The sequence below is a fragment of the Streptomyces sp. NBC_01716 genome, assembly GCF_036248275.1.
In the GTDB taxonomy this organism is placed as follows: domain Bacteria; phylum Actinomycetota; class Actinomycetes; order Streptomycetales; family Streptomycetaceae; genus Streptomyces.
Map to the genome: position 1 here is coordinate 6,887,327 of NZ_CP109181.1, position 20,732 is coordinate 6,908,058.

Sequence of the window (20,732 nt, forward strand, 5' to 3'; positions counted from 1 at the left end):
CCCTCAGGCGCGGACCGCCGAAAGGGCCAGGGCGAACGCCCGGAGGAAGCGGTCCGTCGTCGCCCGGTCCCGGACCGCGAGGCGTAGCCATCGTGGTCCGAGTCCCGGGAACGTGTCGCCGCGTCGCGCCGCGAAGCCCAGGGCGCGCAGCTTCTCCCGTACCGCGTCGGCCGAGTCCGTCGCCACGAGCACGAAGGGGCCCGCGGCGGGTTCCACGGCGCGCACCCCGTCGAACTCGGCCAGCCCGGCCAGCAGATGGGCCCGCTCCGCCGCCGTACGGCGCGCCGCCGCCTCGGCCTCCGCGAGCGCGGCAGGCGTCATACACGCCTCGGCGGCGGCCAGCGCGGGCGTCGAGACCGGCCAGAGCGGCTGGGCCGCCGCGAAGGCCCCGACGGTCGCCGGATCGGCCAGGACGTAGCCGATGCGCAGTCCGGCGAGTCCCCACGTCTTGGTGAGGCTGCGCAGCACCACCAGTCCGGGCACGTCGCCGCGCGCCGCCAGCGCCTCCGGCTCTCCGGGCACCGCGTCCATGAATGCCTCGTCCACGACCAGCGTCCGCCCCGGACGCGCCAGTCGTAGGAGGTCTTCGGCCGGGTGCAGCACGGACGTCGGGTTCGTCGGGTTGCCGATCACCACCAGATCCGCGTCCTCGGGGACGGCCGCCGGATCCAGCCGGAAGCCGTCACCGGCGTCGAGCAGCACGCGCCGTACGGTGTGCCCCGCGCCGGTCAGGGCGGCCTCCGGCTCCGTGAACTGCGGGTGCACCACGACGGGGCGGCGCGCGGGCAGGGCGCGGGCGAGCAGGACGAACGCCTCCGCGACGCCCGCGGTCAGCAGCACGCGCTCCACCGGGAGCCCGTGGCGCGCGGCGACGGCGGCCCGTGCCGCGCGTCCGTCCGGGTAGGCCGAGAGAGTCGTGAGCGACGCGGCGATCCGCTCCCGGAGCCAGTCGGGGGGCGTGCCGGGGCGGACGTTGACCGCGAGGTCGGTCAGGCCGGCGCCGTCGTCCCGTACCTCGGCGTCGCCGTGGTGCCGCAGGTCGTGGGCGTCAGTGGGCGTGCGCATGACTGCCGTGGCCGTTGCCGTGGTGATGCCCGTGCCCGCTGTGTCCGTCGTGCCCGTCGTGCCCGTCGTGCCCGTCGTGTCCGTCGTCGTCCGGGTGGAAGTGCGGCTGCTGCGGCGCCCCCACCTTGTCCTCGAAGCCGGGCAGCGCGATCCGGTAGACGCAACTGTCGCAGTTCATCCGCAGATCGCCCCGCACCGCCTCGTGGTAGCGCTCCATGACCAGGTCCAGCAACTCCTCGGTGGGACCCACCACATCGGCCGACGCCACCTCAGTCTCCGGATGCGCCGCCGCCCACTCCCGTGTCTGCCGCACGACACGCTCCGGCAGGATCCCGGTGAACAGGAAGTACGGCAGGACCACGATCCGGCGCGCCCCGAGCCGTACGCAGCGGTCGAGCCCGCTCGGCACGTCCGGCGCGGCCAGCGACACGAAGGCCGTCTCCACGCCCGCGTAACCACGCCCCTCCCAAAGAAGCCGCGCCGCCTTCAGTACCTCCGCGTTGGCGTCGGGGTCGGTCGAACCGCGCCCCACGAGCAGCACGGTCACCTCGGACCGGTCGCCGGTGAACCCCGCCAGGCCCGCCAGCGCCTCCTCCAGACGTCGTTCGAGGACCGTGAGCAGGGCGGGGTGCGGGCCGAGCGGACGGCCGTAGGTGTACGAGATCCCCGGGTGACGCTCCTGCTCGCGCTTGAGCGCCGCCGGTATGTCGCCCTTGGCGTGCCCGGCGGACACCAGCATCAGCGGGACGGCGGCGAACCGGGTGACGCCGCGTTCGACGAGTTCGGCCACGGCGTCGCCGATGGGCGGCGCCGACAGCTCGATGAAGCCGCCGGCGACGGGCAGTTCGGGATGCCGCCTGCCCAACTCCCGTACGAACTCCCGGAAGGCCTCGGCGCCCCCGGTGTCCCTGGTGCCGTGGCCGGCGATGAGCAGTGCGGGTCGGGGGGTGGTCACGCGTTCTCCTTGGCGAGGTGGTGCTGGGGCGGGTGGTACGGGTGGTAGAGCAGGGCGTTGAGCGCGGCGGCGGCCACGGCGGAGCCGCCCTTCTCCGAGATGTTGCTCACCGCCGGCAGCCCGCTCTCACGCAGCGCCGCCTTGGACTCGACGGCGCCGACGAAGCCGACCGGGAGACCGATCACGAGCGCGGGGTCGGCGTCCAGGAGCAGCAGTTCCTCCAGCGCGGTGGGGGCGCAGCCGATCACCCAGAGCGCGCCGGGGCCGACCTCTTCGTAGGCCAGACGCACCGCGTGCGCGGAACGGGTGAGCCCCGGCCCCGCCGCGGCCTCCTCAAGACGGCACACCGCGGTCCTGCGGGTGATGCCTGCGGCGACCATCCGCACGTCGGCGACGACCGGCGCGCCCGCGTGCAGCGCGTCGTGCGCCGCGGCCAACGCGGCCTCGTCGCAGACGAGATCGCCCAGATACGCGGGATCGGCCGCCGAGTGGATGACGCGCTCCACGACCGCGCGGGTCAGCGGCGCGAGGTGCGAGGTGTCGACGCGGGCGCGCAGCCTGCGGAACGACTCCTCCTCGATGGGATGGACGACGCGGTCGGCCACACGTTCCTGGCTCATCGGACTCCCTCCGACTGCCACCGGTAGCCCCGGGGCGTCACCATCCGGCCCGCGATCTCACGCGTGGCCGTGTTGCCCACCGTCACCACCGTCATCATGTCCACCGTCGCCGGGTCGAGCCGGGCGAGCGTGGTGAGATGGCTGGTGCCGTCGGGGCGGGACGCGTTGCGTACGACTCCGACAGGCGTCGCCGCCGTACGGTGCTCCGCCAACAGGGCCAGCGCCTTGGGCAGTTGCCAGTCCCGGCCGCGGCTGCGCGGGTTGTAGAAGGTCACTACGATGTCGGCCTCGGCCGCCGCGCGGACGCGGCGCTCGATGACCTCCCAAGGAGTGTGCAGGTCCGACAGGCTGATCGAGACATGGTCGTGCCCGAGAGGCGCGCCGAGGATCGCGGCGGCGGCCAGCGCGGCCGTCACGCCCGGTACGCCGACCGCCTCGATGTCGTCGGCCGCCTCGGCGAGCGCGGGCGACGCCATCGCGTACACGCCCGCGTCTCCGCTGCCGATGAGAGCCACGGCATGCCCCGCCTGTGCCTCGGCCACCGCCGTACGGGCCCGCTCCTCCTCGTGGCCGAGCCCCGACTCCACGACGCGTGTGCCGGGGCGGAGCAGGTCCCTGATCTGGTCGACGTACTGGTCGAGCCCGACGAGCACCGAGGCGCGCCGGAGCTCGGCCGTGGCGCGCGGAGTCAGCAGGTCCCGCGCGCCAGGCCCGAGCCCGACGACGGCGAGCCGCCCGCGCGGAGGCTTGCGCACGACCGCGCAGGTGGCCATCGCGGGCCGTCCATCGGGGCTGGACTTCCGCTTCTGTACGAGGAGTTCACCGCCACGCCCGGCGGCGAGCGCCGCGGCCTCGGCGACGGACGGGGTGCCGACGGCCGCGAGGGGCGCGTCGGACGGGTTGGGCACGGCGACGTCGGCCAGCACGCCGGCCGGGTACGTCCTGACGGGCACCCCCAACCTGCCGGCCGCCTCGACGATCCCGGGCTCGTTCGCCTTGGCGTCGACGGTGGCCAACTCGGCGACGCTGAGCGGCGACAGCCCGGCGTCCCGCAGGGCGTCGAGGATGACGTCGTACACCTCGTCCCCGCCCACGCCCTTGCTGGCACCGACACCGACGACGAGCGAGGGAGGCCTCAGGACGACGTCCGCAGGCCCGAGGGGCACGATCCGGTCGGTGAGGTGGAGGGCGGGGAGGGGAGCGGGGACGTCGGCCCGTGGCGCCGGGTGCGTCGTGGCGGCATCCGGTTCCGCTGGCTGACGCGCGTGCGCGACCGCGTGGCGCGGTTCGGCTGTCGACCGCGTGCGAGCCGCGGTGGTCGCCGCGCTTCGCCCGGCGGGGTCCGCCGTGCCAGGCGCCGGCGGCTCTTCCCGCGTCACGTTCGGCGGCAGCGCCGGAAGCGGCCATACGGCGTCCGCACGCAGTCTCACCGGCGTGCCGTCGAGCAGCGCGCGCGTCAGCGTCGGCACCGCGCCCTCGACCGGCAGACCCAGCGTGTCGAGGCCCGGGACGCCCGTGGCGTCCGTCGCCGTCGTGATCACCGGGGTCGCCGCCAGGACCGACGCCACCTCCGCGGCGAGGGAGTTCGCCCCGCCGCCGTGGCCGCCGAGCAGTGACACCGCGTACCGCCCCGCCTCGTCCACGCACACGACACCCGGGTCCGTCGTCTTGTCGGCGAGCAGCGGGGCCAGCAGCCGTACGGTCGCCCCCGTGGCCAGGAAGCACACCAACTGTTCGCACTCGGCGAACGCGCTCTCCACCGCCCGGCGTACCGGGCCGTCGTAGACGCGCGTGCGGCCGGGCCAGGCCGTGGCCAGGCGGTCGCGGGCCGAGGCGCCCGCCGCCGTCGCGGAGATCAGGCCGATCACTGGGTCGCTCCTTGCATGGGGTGGGGATCCGGCGCGGCGGGGCGGTCGCCCCACAGCAGGAAGACGGGGTTCGTGGCCGCGAGCCGGGTCACGTCGCCGGGCAGCGGTGCGAGCCGCGAGGAGTGCAGCAGTACGCCGCCGGTGGCGAACCCGGCACCGGCCAGGGCCTCCCGCACCGCCGGCACCCGGTCCAGCGCGGCCACCGACACCACGACCGTCCGGCGCGCCACTCGCGCGCACGCCGTGACGACGGCGGACAGCTCACGGCCGCCGCCGCCGACGAACACGGCGTCCGGATCGGGCAGCCGGGACAGTGCCGCCGGAGCGGACCCGTGCACCGTCTGGACGTCCACGCCGTGCGCCAGCGCGTTGGCGCGGACGCGTTCGGCGCCGTCGGGCGACTTCTCCACCGCGATGGCCGCCGCGCCGAGACGCGCGCACTCCACGGCCACCGACCCCGAGCCCGCGCCGACGTCCCACACCAGGTCGCCCGTCCTCGGCCCGAGCCTGGCCAGCGCCAGCGCACGCACCTCGAACTTGGTGATCATCGAGTCGCGGTGCGTGAACTCCTCCTCGCCCAGTGCCCAGCGGGCCGGGCCCGGCCCGTGGCCGGCCACGGTGCGCGGGACCGGGGCGTGCGCCCGCGCCTCGTCCAGGGACAGCACCACGCTCAGCGGCTCGGGCCAGTCGCGGCCCGCCGCGTCGGCGGGGGACAGCCGCTCGACCCGCTCGCCGTCCGGGTCGCCCAGCGCGGAGGCGACGACGAGCGTGCGGGGGAGCCCGGTGCCCGCGAGGGCCGCGCCCAGTTCGGCCGGGCCCGCTCCCGGACCCGTCAGCACCGCCACCTTCGGGTGCGCGCGGCAGACGTTGACCGCCGTACGGAGGTCGCGTCCGTGCGCGCTGACGACGACCGCGTCGTCCCACGGCAGGCCGATCCGGGCGAACGCCACGGCGACGGACGGGGCGGCGGGCCGTACGTCGAGAGCCCCGGCCCCGAAACGCCCGGCCAGCGCCCGTACGACCCCGAACAGGCCCGGGTCGCCCGAGGCCAGCACCACGACCCGCCCGGCGTCCGCACGGGCGTGCTGCCGCGCGATCGCGTCCAGCGCCGGCGCCAGCGGCCCCAGCACCACCCGCGGGATCTCCTCGCGCAGTCCGGCCATCGCCGCGGCCTCCTCAAGATGCCGCCGCCCGCCGACGACAAGGGCCGCCTCGGCCACGTCCCGCAGGGAGTCCTCGGAGAGCGGTGTGCCCGTCCCCGTACCGATGACGGTGATCACCGTGCGGCGCCCCGGGTCCGCTCCTCGCGCAGCGCCTTGCGGGCGGCGGGGTCGGCCCGCCGGAAGCCGTGGAAGTGCCCGGGGTGGTAGAGGTGCGAGCGCGTCCCCGACGCGGACAGCGCCGGTCCGACCAGGAACAGCGTGTGCTTCCAGAGCTTGTGCTGCTTGACGGTCTCCTCCAGCGTGCCGATGGTGCAGCGCACCACCAACTCCTCCGGCCAGGTCACCTGATGGGCGACGAGGACCGGCGTCGACGTCGGATAGCCGCCCTCCAGAAGCTCCTGGGTGAGCTGGCCCGACCGCGCGGCCGACAGGAACACCGCCATCGTCGTGCCGTGCCTCGCGAACTCCCGTACCTCCTCGCCCGGCGGCATCGGCGTCTTGCCACCGCCCAGCCGGGTCAGGATCACGGACTGCGCGATCTCCGGAATCGTCAACTCCCGCCCCGCGACGGCGGCGACGGCCGAGAACGACGAGACGCCCGGCACGATCTCCACCGCCAGACCGAGCGCGTCGCAGCGGTCCACCTGCTCCTGCGTACCGCCCCAGAGGGCCGGGTCCCCGGAGTGGATCCGGGCGACCTTCAGCCCCTCGCGGGCCGCCCGTTCGTACACGGCGACGACGTCCTCCAGGGAAAGCGCCGCCGAGTCGAGGATCTCGGCGTCCTCGCGCGCGTGGCCGAGCACCTCCGCCTGCACCAGGCTGGCCGCCCAGATGACGACATCGGCGCCGGCGATGGCGCGGGCCGCGCGGAAGGTCAGCAGGTCGGCGGCGCCGGGGCCCGCGCCGACGAAGGTCACCTTGCCGGCGGTGTGATCGGTCATGAGCGGTGGTCCTCGCGGGTCAACGGGGCGGGGGAGCGGATGGGGTGAACATGAATGTGCGGACCGGGGGTCCGATCGGCTAGCAAGGGCGCATGGCGGTGTTCGTCGCGCTCGGCGCGTTCCTCATGACGCTCTTCGGCGGCTGGACGGCGCAGCGCGTCACCGACCGCCGGCATCTGGTACTCGGCCTGGCCGGCGGACTGATGCTCGGCGTGGTCGGCCTCGAACTGCTGCCCGAGGCCATGGACGTCGCCGGCGAGGACTTCCTCGGGGTCCACCGGGCGCTCCTGCTGTTCGTCGGCGGATTCCTCTTCGCCCACGTCGTGGAGCGCCTGCTGGCCGTACGACGGGCCGCACACGGCGCGGCGGACGCCGAGACCCCGCACGCCCACGCGGGCGGCCACGGCGGCGGCGCCGGGCGGACCGACCGCGCGCCCCAGGTGGGGCTGACGGCCGCGTCCGCGATGGTGCTGCACAGCCTGATGGACGGCGTAGCGCTCGGCGCCGCGTTCCAGGTCGGCGGCGGCATGGGCGCGACCGTCGCGCTCGCCGTCATCACCCACGACTTCGCCGACGGCTTCAACACGTACACGCTGACCAGCCTCTACGGGAACGACCGCCGCAGGGCGTTCACGATGCTCTTCGCCGACGCCGTCGCGCCCGTCGTCGGCGCTGCCTCCACTCTGCTGTTCACCCTTCCGGAGGAACTGATCGGAAGCTATCTCGGATTCTTCGGCGGCGCGCTGCTGTATCTGGCCGCCGCCGAGATCCTGCCCGAGGCGCACCACGAACACCCCGCGCTGTCGACGCTGCTGTGCACCGTCGGCGGCGTGGGCTTCATCTGGCTGGTGGTGGCGCTGGCCAACTGAGGCGAGCCGCCCCGCCGGGCCCGCGCTCACAGCTTGCCCCCGCGCCCGCCGTCGCGCCGCGCGGGCGCGATGAGCGTCGAGAGATACGGCAGCGTCCCCCGCTCAAGCTCGGAGGCGGGGCGGATCGACTCCTCCGGCAGCCCGAGCGCCGACCCCCACACCGCGCCCTCCGTACGGCCCGTCTCCCGCAGCGCGGTGGCGACCTCGCCGGCCAGCCGCCCGAACTTGTAGGCCACGACGGTGCCGGGACCGTTCAGCGCGTCCTTCAGTACGGAGGCGCCCGCCGTCACCGGCACCAGCGTCAACGGCTCGGTCCCCTCGGTCAGCACCGCGCCGCCGCGTGCGGCCAGATCCTGCATCGCGGTGATCCCCGGAACGGTCTCCACGACCGTCCCCGGCACCAACTCACCGATCGTCTGCGCGAGATAGGTGAACGTCGAGTAGACGTTCGGGTCGCCGATCGTCGCGAACGCCACGCTTCCGTGAGGATGCGCGCGCAGCAGCTCGGCGACCCGCCCGCCCGCCGCGTCCCAGGCGGCCTCACGGCGGGCCCGGTCGGCGCGCTCGTTCAGCGCGAAGACCACACGCCGGACCTTCTCGGCGCCGACGTAGTGCAGCACGGTCGCCTCGGCCCGGCCGGGCTCCCCGCCGTCCGTTCCGTCGGCCGCCGCCATGACGGGCACGACGACGACGTCCGCCTCCCGCAGAAGACGCACGCCCTTCACCGTCACCAGCTCGGGGTCCCCGGGGCCCACCCCGACCCCGACGAGTCTGCCGCTCATGCCGTGCACCTTTCGACGAATCTCCGTGCCATGCCGGGCGCCGCCGCCCAGTGCGTATGCAGATAGCTCGCGTGCACGCCCCGCTGTACGAATCCCTCGACCCGGCGCTCGGGCCGCACCAGCCCCCACGCGGGCGCCGCACCGGCCCCGGGTTCGAGCACCGTCCGATGGAACTCGTGCCCCCGCAGCCGCGTCCCGGCGGCGGCGAGAACGCTGTCCCGGACGGCGACGGCCTCCCGGTACCCGAGCGTCAGCCGCTCCGACATCCGCGCGTCGGCGTCGAGCACGCCACACATCGGCGCACCGTCCAACGACCGCGCGAGATAGAGCAGCCCGGCGCACTCGGCGGCCACGGGGGCGCCGGAGTGGGCCAGTTCGGCGACGGCCTTACGGAGGGGTTCATTGGCCCCCAACTCGCCCGCGTACACCTCGGGAAACCCACCACCGATGACCAACCCCTTGGTGTCGGGGGGCAGTTGCTCGTCCCGGAGTGGATCGAAGACGACGACATCGGCACCGGCGGCGCGCAGCAGCTCGCCATGCTCGGCGTAGGAGAAGGTAAACGCGGCACCACCGGCGACGGCGACAACGGGCGCCTTCAGCCCCTCCGGCGTTTGAGGAGCGGGGTCCGGGGCGGAGCCCCGAAAATCAGCCCGCCCGGCGTTTGAGGGCACGGCCGGAGGCCGTACGGGGTCCGGGGCGGAGCCCCGGTTTCGGGAAGGGGCGGGTAGGGGAACAGCCCCGCGCAGCGGCCCCACCCCCCGCACCGCACCCCCCGCATCCCAAGCCGCCACCTCCAAAGAAGGCGCACTCCGCGCCAACCGGAGCAACCCCTCCACGTCACACCCCACCCGCACCCACTCCGCCATCCCCCGCACCGCGCCGACCGCATCCCCCCACCGCTCCGCCACCGGCACCAACCCCAGATGCCGCGACGGCGTCTCGATCTCGCCCGCCCGCCGCAGCGCGCCGAGCACCGGCACCCCCGACTCGTCCAGCGCCTCCCGCAGCAACGCCTCGTGCCGGTCGGACGCCACCTTGTTGAGGATCACCCCGCCGATCCGCACCTCCGGGTCCCACGACGCGAACCCGTGCACCAGCGCCGCCACCGACCGGGACTGCGACGACGCGTCCACGACGAGCACCACCGGCGCCCGCAGCAGCTTCGCGACCTGGGCGGTGGACCCGAGTTCGCCCTGCCCGGCGGCGCCGTCGTACAGCCCCATCACGCCCTCGACGACGGCCAGGTCACAGCCCGCCGCGCCGTGCGCGAAGAGCGGTCCGATCAGCTCCGTACCGCACAGGTACGCGTCGAGGTTCCGGCCCGGCCGCCCCGTCGCCAACGCGTGGTAGCCCGCGTCGATGTAGTCGGGCCCGACCTTGTGCGGGGACACGGCGAGGCCGCGCCCGGCGAAGAACGCCATCAGCCCGGTGGCGACCGTGGTCTTGCCACTGCCGGAGGCGGGCGCGGCGATGACGAGACGCGGCACCGATACAGGCACCGATACAGGCACCGATACAGGCACCGATACAGCGGGGCCCGGGGCGGCGGCATTCACCACTCGATCCCCCTCTGCCCCTTCTGCCCCGCGTCCATCGGATGCTTGACCTTCGTCATGTCGGTGACCAGGTCCGCGAGTTCGACCAGCGCCTCCGGCGCGTTCCGCCCGGTGATCACCACGTGCTGTGTCCCCGGCCGCTCCCGCAGCACCCGTACGACCTCGTCGGTGTCCACCCAGCCCCAGTGCATCGGGTACGCGAACTCGTCCAGTACGTACAGCCGGTACGTCTGAGCCGCCAGGTCGCGCCTGACCTGCTCCCAGCCCTCGCGCGCCGCGTCCTCATTGGAAAGCTGCTTGTCGCGCTGGACCCAGGACCAGCCCTCGCCCATCTTGTGCCAGTCGACCGAACCGCCCTCGCCGCTCGCCCCCAGCACCTTCAGCGCGTGCTCCTCGCCCACCTTCCACTTCGCCGACTTGACGAACTGGAACACCCCGATCGGCCAGCCCTGCGTCCAGCCGCGCAGCGCCAGTCCGAACGCCGCCGTCGACTTGCCCTTGCCGACGCCTGTGTGGACGACGACGAGCGGCCGGTTCCGGCGCTGGCGGGTGGTGAGCCCGTCGTCCGGCACGACCGCCGGCTGTCCCTGCGGCATCAGGCAACCCTCCCGTACGCGCCCGAAGCGCCTCGCACATCCCTGACCAGCCCCGCGATGCTGTCCGCGCGCAACTCGTCGAGCGTGACGGCCGTGCCGCCGAGCTCGCCCGCGAGCGCGACCGCCAACCCGAGCCGTACCGGCCCCGACTCGCAGTCCACGACCACCGACGCCGTGCCGTCGGCGGCGTGCAGCCGTGCCGCGCGAGTCCCGAGCGCCACCGGATCGGCCCCGCCGGTCGCCCGCCCGTCGGTGACCACGACGAGCAGCGGGCGCCGCGCGGGATCACGCATCCGCTCCACCCGAAGGACGTCGTGCGCCTTCAACAGCCCGGCGGACAACGGAGTCCGCCCGCCGGTGGGCAGCGACTCCAGCCGTACGGCCGCCGCGTCGACCGAGGAGGTAGGCGGCAGCGCCACCGTGGCGTCCTTCCCACGGAAGGTGATCAGACCGACCTTGTCGCGCCGCTGGTACGCGTCCAGGAGCAGCGACAGGACGGCGCCCTTCACAGCCGACATGCGCTGCCGCGCGGCCATCGACCCGGAGGCGTCCACCACGAACAGCACCAGATTGCCCTCGCGCCCCTCGCGGTTCGCCTGCCGCAGATCGTCGCGCCGTACCACCAGCCCGCGCCCGGAACGGCCACGCGCCCGCTGGTGCGGCGCGGCGGCCTGGATCGTCGCGGCCAGATGCAGTTTGCTCAGCGCGCCCCGTGGCCGCCTGGCCCCGGTCGTACGCCCGTGGTCGGTACGCGCCCGGGAACGGCGCCCCGCCGCACCCTCACCGAGACCGGGCACGCTGAGCGTCTTCGTACGGAAGGGCTCGGCGGCGCGTACGGCGGACTGCTCACCGCCGCCCCCGGCGGGACGGCCGCCCTGCCCCTCCTCGGGCTCCGCAGGCGCCTCGGCGGGCTCGGCCGGGCTTTCCCCCGCTTCCGGCCCCCGCGGCCCCTCAGGCCCGTCCTGCGGCGGCTGCCCGCCCCCGCCAGGCCCGTCCGGATCCGGGTCGTCGTCGGGAGAGCCGTCATCGCCGCCGAACTCCTCCAGCGTGTCGTCCAGTTTCTCCTCGTCCAGCCCCGGTGCGTCGAACGGATTGCGCCGCCTGCGGTGCGGCAGCGCGAGCAGCGCCGCCTGCCGTACGTCCTCCGCCAGCACGACCGTGCGCCCCGCCCACGCGGCGAGCGTCGTCGCCGTCCTGGCCATCACGATGTCGGCGCGCATGCCGTCCACCTCGAACGCGGCGCACGTCGCGGCGATCTGCCGCAGCGCGGCGTCACCGAGCCGTACCTCGGGCAGCAGCGCCCGCGCGGCCACGATGCGCGCCCGCAGCTCGTTCTCCTCGTCGGCCCAGCGCGCGGCGAACGCGGCGGGGTCGTCGTCGTAGGCGAGCCGGCGCCGTACGACCTCCACCCGCAGATCGGGCTCGCGCGAGGCGGTGACCTCGACGGTGAGTCCGAACCGGTCGAGCAACTGCGGCCGCAGCTCGCCCTCTTCGGGGTTCATCGTCCCCACGAGCAGGAACCGCGCGGCATGCCGTACGGAGACGCCCTCGCGCTCTACGTAGGAGGCCCCCATCGCGGCGGCGTCCAACAGCAGGTCCACCAGGTGGTCGTGCAACAGGTTGACCTCGTCCACGTACAGCACGCCCCGGTGCGCGTCGGCGAGCAGCCCCGGCTCGAAGCTCTTCACGCCCTCCGCCAGCGCCCGTTCGATGTCGAGCGCGCCGACCAGCCGGTCCTCGGAGGCGCCGACGGGGAGTTCGACCACCCGCGCGGGGCGCGCGGACCCCGGACCCGCCTCGTGCGGCCCGTCGGGGCACGCCGGGTCGGGTGCTCCCGGGTCGCAGGAGAAGCGGCAGCCCGCGACGACGGCGACGTCCGGCAGCACCGCGGAGAGCCCGCGCACGGCCGTGCTCTTCGCGGTGCCCTTCTCGCCGCGCACGAGCACCCCGCCGACGGCCGGGGACACGGCGTTGAGCAGCAGCGCGAGCCGCAGATCGTCCTGCCCGACGATGGCGGTGAAGGGATACGGCGTACTCACAGTGCCTCCAAGGCATGGGTCGGCGTGTTCGGCCCGTCCGGCGTTCGGAAGCCGGCTCCGGCGGCTCCGGCGGCGCTCGGGTTCGCTCTCACTCGCCGCCCCCCTCCAGATCGCCCTCCAGCTCCAGATACGTCGCCCGCAGCCGCTCCAGCGTCTGTTCGTCAGGCTCCGCCCACAGCCCCCGCTCGGCGGCCTCCAGCAGCCGCTCGGTGATGCCGCGCAGCGCCCACGGGTTGGACCGCCGCATGAACTCCTGGTTCTCCGGCGCGAAGACGTACTCCGCGGACAACTTCTCGTACATCCAGTCGTCCACGACGCCCGCCGTCGCGTCGTACCCGAAGAGGTAGTCGACGGTCGCCGCCATTTCGAAGGCGCCCTTGTAGCCGTGCCGCCGCATCGCCGCCATCCAGCGCGGGTTGACCACCCGCGCCCGGAACACCCGGTGCGTCTCCTCGCCCAGCGTCCGCGTCTTCACCTGGTCCGGCGTCGCGCTGTCACCCACATACGCCTCGGGCGACTCACCCGCCAGATGCCGCACCATCGCGACCATGCCGCCGTGGTATTGGAAGTAGTCGTCCGCGTCGACCAGATCGTGCTCCCTCGTGTCGACGTTCTTCGCCGCGACCTTGATCCGCCGGAACGCCGTCTCCATGTCCCCGCGCGCCGCACGCCCGTCGAGCCCGCGCCCGTACGCGTAGCCGCCCCAGACCGCGTACACCTCGGCCAGGTCCGCGTCCGACCGCCAGTTCCGCGCGTCGATCAGCGGCAGCAGACCCGCCCCGTACGCGCCCGGCTTCGATCCGAAGATCCGCGCCGTCGCGCGCCGGCGGTCACCGTGGAGAGCCGTGTCCTCATCGGCGTGCGCCCGTACGTAGTTGGCCTCGGCCGGCTCGTCCAGCTCGGCCACCGCCCGTACGGCGTCGTCGATCAGTCCCACCACATGCGGGAAGGCGTCCCGGAAGAAGCCCGAGATCCGCACCGTCACATCGATCCGGGGCCGTCCCAGCTCCGCCGCGGGCACGATCTCGAAGCCGGTGACCCGCCGGGACGCGTCGTCCCACACCGGCCGGCAGCCCAGCAGCGCCAGGATCTCGGCGATGTCGTCACCCTGGGTGCGCATCGCGGACGTGCCCCAGACGGTCAGCCCCACCGACGCCGGATAGGCGCCCGTGTCGGCCAGATACCGGGCGACCAGCGAGTCCGCCAGCGACTGGCCGACCTCCCAGGAAAGCCGCGACGGAATGGCCTTGGGGTCGACGGAGTAGAAGTTGCGGCCCGTCGGCAGGACGTTGACGAGCCCGCGCGTCGGCGACCCGGAGGGGCCCGCCGGGACGAACCCGCCGTCCAGGGCGCGCAGGATGTTCCCGATCTCGTCCGTCGTACGGGCCAGCCTCGGCACCACCTCAGTAGAGGCGAAGCCCAACACGGCCACCGCTGAGGCCAGTTCCTGCCCCAGGACCTCCCCGGCCAGCGGAGCCGCCGCCGACAGTTCCCAGCCCCGCTCCTCCATGCCCTCCGCGAGCCGCCGGCAGAGCTGCTCCAGCAGATCGATCGCGTCCGCCGCCGACCGCGCCGGACCCGCCACCAGGTCCGTCAGCTCGGCCGGCACCTTCACCGGCGCTCCAGGCTCGCCCAGCAGCTCCTTCTCGGCCAGCCCGAAGTGCTCGGCGAGCGCCGCCCGCAGGCCCGGCAGGGCGTTCGCCTCGCCGCCCCACACCTGCGAGGCGCGCAGCACGGCGAGCACCAGGTTGACCCGTGCCTCACCCTCGGGGCCACCGCCCAGGATGTGCAGACCGTCCCTGATCTGGACGTCCTTGATCTCGCAGAGATAGCCGTCGACATGCATGACGAACGAGTCGAAGTCGTCCTCGCCCGGCTGCTCGTCCACATGCAGGTCGTGGTGCAGCTCGGCGGCCTTGACGAGCGTCCAGATCTGGGCGCGCACGGCCGGCGCCTTCGTCGGGTCGAGATCGCTGACCAGCGCGTACTCGTCGAGGAGTTGCTCCAGCTTGGCCAGGTCCCCGTAGGTGTCGGCGCGGGCCATCGGCGGTACCAGATGGTCCACGACGGTGGCGTGGCCGCGCCGCTTGGCCTGGGTGCCCTCGCCGGGGTCGTTGACGATGAACGGGTAGATCAGGGGCAGTTCACCGAGCACCGCGTCCGGGCCGCAGCCCGCCGACAGGCCGAGGCCCTTGCCGGGCAGCCACTCCATCGTGCCGTGCTTGCCCATGTGGACGATCGCGTCCGCGCCGAAACCGTTCCTGTCCGCCGCCGTCTCCAGCCAGCGGTACGCGGCCATGTAGTGGTGCGACGGCGGCATGTCCGGGTCGTGGTAGATCGCGATCGGGTTCTCGCCGAAGCCGCGCGGCGGCTGGATCATCACCACGACGTTCCCGAACCGGAGCGACGCGAGCACGATGTCGTCGCCGTCCACGTAGAGCGAGCCCGGCGGCTCGCCCCAGTGCTCCAGCATGCCCGCGCGGAGCTCCGGCTCCAGCTCGTCGAACCAGGCGCGGTAGTCGGCCAGCGGCACCCGCGCGGGCGCCACGGCCAGCTGCTCCTCCGTCAGCCACTCCACGTCGTGGCCACCGGCGTTGATGAGCCGGTGGATCAGCTCGTCCCCGTTGTCGGGGTGCGCGTCGGCGCCGTCCCCCACCCGGTAACCGGCGTCGCGCAGGGCGTCCAGCACCCGTACCGCCGACGCCGGGGTGTCGAGACCGACCGCGTTGCCGACACGTGAGTGCTTCGTCGGGTACGCGGTGAAGACCACGGCCAGCTTCTTCTGCGCGTTCGGCCTGTGCGCGAGCCGGGCGTGCCGCACCGCGATCCCGGCGACCCGCCCGGCCCGCTCGGGGTCGGCGACGTACACCGGGACCCCGTCGGGGCCCTGCTCCTTGAACGAGAACGGGACCGTGATCAGCCGCCCGTCGAATTCCGGGATCGCGACCTGCATCGCGGCGTCCATGGGCGACAGCGCGGCGTCCGACGCGTCCCAGGCGGCCCGTGACGACGTCAGACAGAGCCCTTGCAGGACCGGTATGTCCAGGTCGGCCAGCGCCCCGATGTCCCACGCCTCCTCGTCGCCGCCCGCCGACGCGTCCGACGCGACGGTGCCGCCGGCCGCGAGCACGGTCGCGATCAGCACGTCCGCGGCGCCGAGCCGATCAAAGAGGGCGGGATCGGCGCCGCGCAGTGAACCGCAGTACACCGGAAGGGCGTTGGCGCCCCGCTCCTCGACGCGGTCGCACAGCACGTCCACGAAGGAGGTGTTCCCGGAGAGCTGGTGCGCGCGGTAGAAGAGCACCCCGACGGTCGGCCGCCCTTCTACGAAGGCGCGCTCGCCGTGCACACCCCACTCGGGCATCGGGCGCGGCGCCTCGAACCCCTCACCGGTCAGCAACACGGTGTCGGAGAGGAACCGCGCCAGTTCCGCCAGATTCTCCGGCCCGCCCTCGACCAGGTAGCGCAGCGCCTCGGCGACCACACCGGCGGGCACCGACGAGTCGGCCATCAGCTCCGCGTCCGGTACGGACTCCCCGCCCAGCAGCACGGTCGGTACGCCGGACGCGGTGAGCACGGCGAGACCGTCCTCCCAGGCGCGTTTGCCGCCCAGGAGCCGTACGACGGCGATCCGCGCCCCGGCGATCAGCGCGGGCAGGTCGTCGGTGGCGTCGAGCCGGGTCGGGTTGCCGATGAGATACGGGGCGCCCGAGGCACGGGCGGCCAGCAGATCGGTGTCGGCGGTGGACAGCAACAGCACAGTCGGGGAAGGGCTGTTGACAGGCGCGGTGGTCATGGCGCTCCAGGTGCGATGAAGGGAAGTCCTGACGGGGCGCCCGACTCGATCAGCCGCAGCAGCGCGTCCGTGTCCGCGTGTTCTTCGATCAGATCGCCGAGAAGGTCGAGTTGCTCCTCGCGCAGGGCGGCGAACGAGGTGCCCGGGGCGGGTACGAAGCGGCGCCCGGCCGCCCCTGCCACCTCGCGCAGGAAGGCGCGCCGGAAGCCGTCGCTCTCCAGCGAGCCGTGCCAGTGCGTGCCCCACACCTGGCCCGAACGGCATCCGTCCAGACGACGGCCGGCGCCGTCGACGAGGAAAGGGTCACCCCCTTCTACGGAGGCGACGCCGTGGTGGATCTCGTACCCCTCGACGCGCTCGCCCAGCGCCTCGCCGACAGGGCGAGCCAGCGTCTTCTCACGGGCGAACTCGACGCGTACGGGCAGCAGTCCGAGTCCCGCCACGGACACACCGCCCGAGCCCGAGCGGAACTCGACGTCGTCCTTGATGTGCTCGCCGATGAGCTGGTAACCGCCGCAGATCCCGAGGACGGGGCGGCCGTCGGCGGCGCGCCGCAGCAGCGCGTCGGCGAGACCGCGCTCGCGCAGCCAGGCCAGCGCCCGCACCGTGCCGCGCGTACCGGGGACGATCACCAGGTCCGCGTCGGCGATCTCGTCGGCGCGGTCCACGAAACGCACCACCACGCCCGGTTCGGCCGCCAGCGCGTCCACGTCGGTGAAGTTGGACATCAGCGGCAACGCGCAGACGGCGACCCGCAGGACGTCCTCTCCGTACGGAGGGGCCACCACCGACTCGCGTACGGCGCCGCGCAGGGAGACCCGCAGACCGTCCTCCTCGTCGATGCCCAGACCGTGCCGGAAGGGCAGCACACCGTAGGTGGCGCGGCCGGTCAGCCCGCGCAGCATCTCCAGACCCGGCTCCAGCAGCGACACGTCGCCCCGGAACTTGTTGACGAGATAACCCGCGACCAGTGATTGGTCCTCGGGGCTCAGCAGCGCCGTCGTACCGAAGAACGACGCGAAGACACCGCCCCTGTCGATGTCGCCGACCACGACGACCGGCAGGCGGGCCGCCCGCGCGATGCCCATGTTGACGATGTCGGTACGCCGCAGATTGATCTCCGCCGGGCTGCCCGCGCCCTCGCAGATCACCGCGTCGTACGTGCGCCGCAGCTCCTCCAGACACTCCACGACGGTGCCCAGCAGGGTTTCCTGGCGGCCGGGGCCCGCGCCGTCGCCGTGGTAGCCACGCGCGCTCAGTTCACCCACCGGCCGCCCCATCAGGACGACTTGACTGCTGCGGTCGCCGCCCGGTTTGAGCAGGACGGGATTCATCAGCGCCGTCGGCTCGACGCGCGCCGCCTGTGCCTGCATCGCCTGTGCCCGGCCGATCTCGGCGCCTTCGCGCGTCACGAACGAATTCAGCGACATGTTCTGCCCCTTGAAGGGCGCCACCTTCACGCCCCGGCGGACGAGCCAGCGGCAGATGCCCGCCGTCACGACGCTCTTCCCGGCGTCGGACGTCGTTCCGGCGACGAGCAGCCCGCCCCCGCGCGCCTGTCCCGTGCTCATCGCCGCGCCTTCCCAAGGAAGTTGTCGGCCAGCAGCCGCCCGGCCACGCAGACCCCGAACGCCAGCACGCCCACCCGGCGCGACAGTTCGACCGCCCGCTCGATGTCGGCCACCTCGACCGGCCGGCCACCGCCGTTCAGCACCGGCCGGTGCTCGACCCGCCCGCCGTACGCGAGGGTGCCGCCGAGCCGTACGCCCAGCGCGCCCGCGAACGCCGCTTCCACGGGGCCCGCGTTGGGGCTCGGATGACGGCCCGCGTCGCGCCGTACCGCCCGCAGCGCCCGCGCGGGCGCGCCGCCCGCCACGGCCGCCAGTGCCGCCGTCAGCCGGGCGCCCGGCCAGCCGGCCACGTCGTCCAGCCGCGCCGCCGCCCACCCGAAGCGCAGATGGCGCGGCGACCGGTGGCCGACCATCGCGTCCAGCGTGTTGACCGCGCGGAACGCGACCAGCCCCGGCACCCCGCTGAACGCGCCCCAGACCAGGGCTCCCACGACGGCGTCCGAGGTGTTCTCCGCGACGGACTCCACGACGGCGCGGGCGATCTCCGGCCCGTCCAGGCCCTGCGGATCCCGCCCGCACAGATGCGGCAGCCGCTCCCGTGCCGCCTCGATGTCCCCGGCCGCCAGCGCCCCGCCGACGGCCCTCGCCTCGCGCCCCAGCGACGTACCGCCCACCACGGTCCAGGTGACGGCGGCGGTCAGGACGACGGAGGGGGCCGTACGGCCCCGCAGCCCGCGCGCCACGAGTGCGGCCACCCCGGCCGTACCCCCGGCGCAGACGACGGTGTGCAGCGCGCCCCAGCCCCGGTGGTCACGCCACAGCAGGCGCTCCACGGCGCCCGCGGCCCGCCCGAAAGCGGCGACCGGATGGCCGCGCCGGGGATCGCCGAAGAGCCGGTCCGCGAGGAGACCGGCGGCGGCGCCGTACGCGAAAACGCTTCCCTGGGCCGGTACTTCGCGGCCCGCCGAATACCCGGCACGCATCGCTCAGCCCGCCGATACGCCTCGGGACGCTCTCGGGTTTCTCGTACTCGAAGGTCTGGACGCGACAGCTGAACCGCAGCCGGGCATGGCGACATGTCCTCACTCAGGGTCCGCGCCCTGGTTCGACGTGATGCGGCGACAAGAGTTCCTGACTCCCCGGGACATGGCTGTCCCCGGTCACAGTGGCGGGACCGCGCCGGATTCGCACCGGCTTCCTCTCGCTGTCGCCGTATTGGCCTCGGCAGTCCACCACGCGTGCGAAGTCCCGTCAACCAGGCTTTGACCTGCGACGGGGCAGTGTGCTGAGGCCCACACGGCGGTCAGGCGACGATCATGTAGATCCCGTACGACACGGCGGCCAGGCACAGGGCGAAGCAGACGTACGCGCCGGTGCGGGCGACGGTGACGGACCCCGTGGGTGCCGCGCTCTTCGAGAGCCCGACGATGCCCAGGGTGAACAGGCCCACCAGGGCGACGGTGACCACGAGACTGACGCCGAAGACGGAGCCGAGCGCCGCCCAGTCGATGTTCATGCTGAAAGAGTGTCCTTCGCTTCGTGTCGGGCCGCTGAGGTCAGACGGCCGCGGGCCGGGCCGGTTCGGCGGTCGGGTCCGATGTGCCCCCCGGGGCCGGGATGGTGGCGGCGATCTCCGACGCCGGACCGCCCACAGGGGGCGGGGTGACGGCGGCGACGGCCGCGGTCACGACACCCGGGGGTTCGTCGGCCACGGCGGACTCGTCCGCCGCGTTGACATTCGTGTGGTCGACCGGCCTGCGCCGCGACGCGACCCAGATGACCGTCGAGAGCGCGACGAGCAGCGCCGCCGTGGCCGCGATGCCCCACGGGCCCTGCCCGGTCAGGAACTCGGCGCCCGCCGCGACCAGCGCGGCGGCCGGCAGGGTCAGTCCCCAGGCGATGAACATTCGGGTGGCGGTCGACCAGCGGACGACTCCGCCCTTGCGGCCGAGACCGGCGCCCATCACCGCACCGGAGCAGGACTGGGTGGTGGAGAGCGAGAAGCCCAGATGGGACGAGGCGAGGATGACGGTCGCCGCGCTGGTCTGGGCGGCGAAGCCCTGCTGCGGGCGGAGGTCGGTGAGGCCCTTGCCCATGGTGCGGATGATGCGCCAGCCGCCGAGATAGGTGCCCAGCGCGATGGCGACACCGGCGGAGACGATCACCCACAGCGGGGGATTGGAGCCGGGGGCGACGACGCCGCCGGTGACGAGCGCGAGGGTGATGACACCCATGGTCTTCTGCGCGTCGTTGGTGCCGTGGGCAAGGGAGACGAGGGCGGCCGACGCGATCTGTCCCACCCGGAAGCCCTTCGCGGTGGCCTTCTCGTCCGTGCCGCGGCCGATGCGGTACGTCAGCCGGGTGGCGAGCATCGCGGCCAGACCGGCGACCAGGGGCGCGGCGAGCGCCGGGAGCAGGACCTTGGTGACGACGACCCCGCCGTTGACACCCGAGGTGCCGACGGACATCAGCGTGGCGCCGATGAGACCGCCGAAGAGAGCGTGGGAGGAGCTCGACGGAAGGCCGAGCAGCCAGGTGAACAGGTTCCACAGGATGGCGCCGACGAGCGCCGCGAAGATCACTTCTGTTCTGATGCCCTGCTCGTTGATGAGCCCGCCGGAGATCGTCTTGGCGACCTCGACCGACAGGAACGCGCCGACGAGGTTGAGCACGGCGGACATCGCGACCGCCGTCTTGGGTTTCAGTGCGCCGGTCGAGATGGTCGTCGCCATCGCGTTGGCGGTGTCGTGGAAACCGTTCGTGAAGTCGAACACGAGAGCCGTCACGATCACGATCGCGAGCAGCAGCGTGAGGTGTTCCATTAACCCTGGCAATCCCTTGACGTCATCGGCCGTTCAGGAACGTAGGTACGTTGAATGAACGGAAGATGAACTGGGGCGGGCTTTGC

At 73.7% G+C, this 20,732-nt stretch carries 16 protein-coding genes and 1 riboswitch; of the genes, 1 reads left to right on the forward strand and 15 read right to left on the reverse strand.

Annotation, left to right across the window (positions count from 1 at the left end):
- Positions 1-3: 3 nt before the first annotated feature.
- From cobC to cobM, 6 genes are read right to left on the reverse strand one after another with little or no spacing between them, the layout of a single operon-like run.
- Entirely contained in the window at positions 4-1,065 is a 1,062-nt protein-coding gene (cobC, locus tag OIE74_RS30300; protein ID WP_329389237.1) for an Rv2231c family pyridoxal phosphate-dependent protein CobC, read from the reverse strand.
- Complete coding sequence (locus OIE74_RS30305; protein ID WP_329389239.1) at positions 1,049-2,020, reverse strand: sirohydrochlorin chelatase; 972 nt, start codon at positions 2,018-2,020, stop codon at positions 1,049-1,051. The genes cobC and OIE74_RS30305 overlap by 17 nt, the downstream gene beginning before the upstream one ends.
- The gene (locus tag OIE74_RS30310; protein WP_329389241.1) at positions 2,017-2,640 is read right to left on the reverse strand and encodes a precorrin-8X methylmutase; all 624 of its coding nucleotides are present in this window, start codon (positions 2,638-2,640) and stop codon (positions 2,017-2,019) included. Before OIE74_RS30310 ends, OIE74_RS30305 begins: the two co-directional genes overlap by 4 nt.
- Entirely contained in the window at positions 2,637-4,508 is a 1,872-nt protein-coding gene (gene cobJ, locus OIE74_RS30315) for a precorrin-3B C(17)-methyltransferase (protein WP_329389243.1), read from the reverse strand. The genes OIE74_RS30310 and cobJ overlap by 4 nt, the downstream gene beginning before the upstream one ends.
- Positions 4,505-5,788 (reverse strand): precorrin-6y C5,15-methyltransferase (decarboxylating) subunit CbiE, encoded by a 1,284-nt coding sequence (gene cbiE, locus OIE74_RS30320; RefSeq protein WP_329389245.1) that lies wholly within the window; start codon positions 5,786-5,788, stop codon positions 4,505-4,507. Before cbiE ends, cobJ begins: the two co-directional genes overlap by 4 nt.
- On the reverse strand, positions 5,785-6,612 hold the full coding sequence (gene cobM, locus OIE74_RS30325; RefSeq protein WP_329389247.1) for a precorrin-4 C(11)-methyltransferase: 828 nt from the start codon (positions 6,610-6,612) through the stop codon (positions 5,785-5,787). Before cobM ends, cbiE begins: the two co-directional genes overlap by 4 nt.
- Before the next feature lie 92 nt (positions 6,613-6,704).
- On the opposite strand from cobM, the gene OIE74_RS30330 reads away from it, so the two are divergent.
- On the forward strand, positions 6,705-7,481 hold the full coding sequence (locus OIE74_RS30330) for a ZIP family metal transporter (RefSeq protein WP_329389249.1): 777 nt from the start codon (positions 6,705-6,707) through the stop codon (positions 7,479-7,481).
- Positions 7,482-7,507: 26 nt separating this feature from the next.
- Here the strand turns inward: OIE74_RS30330 and cobI are convergent, their stop codons facing one another.
- The 9 genes from cobI to OIE74_RS30375 form a co-directional block, all read right to left on the reverse strand.
- On the reverse strand, positions 7,508-8,263 hold the full coding sequence (gene cobI / locus OIE74_RS30335) for a precorrin-2 C(20)-methyltransferase (protein ID WP_329389251.1): 756 nt from the start codon (positions 8,261-8,263) through the stop codon (positions 7,508-7,510).
- Positions 8,260-9,765 (reverse strand): cobyrinate a,c-diamide synthase, encoded by a 1,506-nt coding sequence (locus OIE74_RS30340; RefSeq protein WP_329389253.1) that lies wholly within the window; start codon positions 9,763-9,765, stop codon positions 8,260-8,262. Before OIE74_RS30340 ends, cobI begins: the two co-directional genes overlap by 4 nt.
- 53 nt (positions 9,766-9,818) lie before the next feature.
- The gene (cobO, locus tag OIE74_RS30345; protein ID WP_329389255.1) at positions 9,819-10,418 is read right to left on the reverse strand and encodes a cob(I)yrinic acid a,c-diamide adenosyltransferase; all 600 of its coding nucleotides are present in this window, start codon (positions 10,416-10,418) and stop codon (positions 9,819-9,821) included.
- Positions 10,418-12,457 (reverse strand): putative cobaltochelatase, encoded by a 2,040-nt coding sequence (locus tag OIE74_RS30350; RefSeq protein ID WP_329389256.1) that lies wholly within the window; start codon positions 12,455-12,457, stop codon positions 10,418-10,420. The genes cobO and OIE74_RS30350 overlap by 1 nt, the downstream gene beginning before the upstream one ends.
- 88 nt (positions 12,458-12,545) lie before the next feature.
- A complete protein-coding gene (gene cobN, locus OIE74_RS30355; RefSeq protein WP_329389258.1) occupies positions 12,546-16,253 on the reverse strand; it encodes a cobaltochelatase subunit CobN in 3,708 nt (1,235 codons plus the stop codon).
- Positions 16,250-17,824, reverse strand: a complete 1,575-nt coding sequence (locus tag OIE74_RS30360) for a cobyric acid synthase (protein WP_329389260.1) — start codon at positions 17,822-17,824, stop codon at positions 16,250-16,252. The genes cobN and OIE74_RS30360 overlap by 4 nt, the downstream gene beginning before the upstream one ends.
- Positions 17,821-18,807, reverse strand: coding sequence for a cobalamin biosynthesis protein (locus OIE74_RS30365; protein WP_329389262.1), 987 nt, complete (start codon positions 18,805-18,807; stop codon positions 17,821-17,823). The genes OIE74_RS30360 and OIE74_RS30365 overlap by 4 nt, the downstream gene beginning before the upstream one ends.
- Positions 18,808-18,949: 142 nt before the next feature.
- A riboswitch (cobalamin riboswitch) is annotated at positions 18,950-19,025 on the reverse strand.
- A gap of 102 nt (positions 19,026-19,127) precedes the next feature.
- Positions 19,128-19,340: a hypothetical protein gene (locus OIE74_RS30370; RefSeq protein ID WP_329389264.1), complete on the reverse strand. Its 213-nt coding sequence runs from the start codon at positions 19,338-19,340 to the stop codon at positions 19,128-19,130.
- A 40-nt stretch (positions 19,341-19,380) separates the two neighbouring features.
- Positions 19,381-20,646, reverse strand: a complete 1,266-nt coding sequence (locus OIE74_RS30375; protein ID WP_329389267.1) for an inorganic phosphate transporter — start codon at positions 20,644-20,646, stop codon at positions 19,381-19,383.
- Between the last annotated feature and the right edge of the window lie 86 nt (positions 20,647-20,732).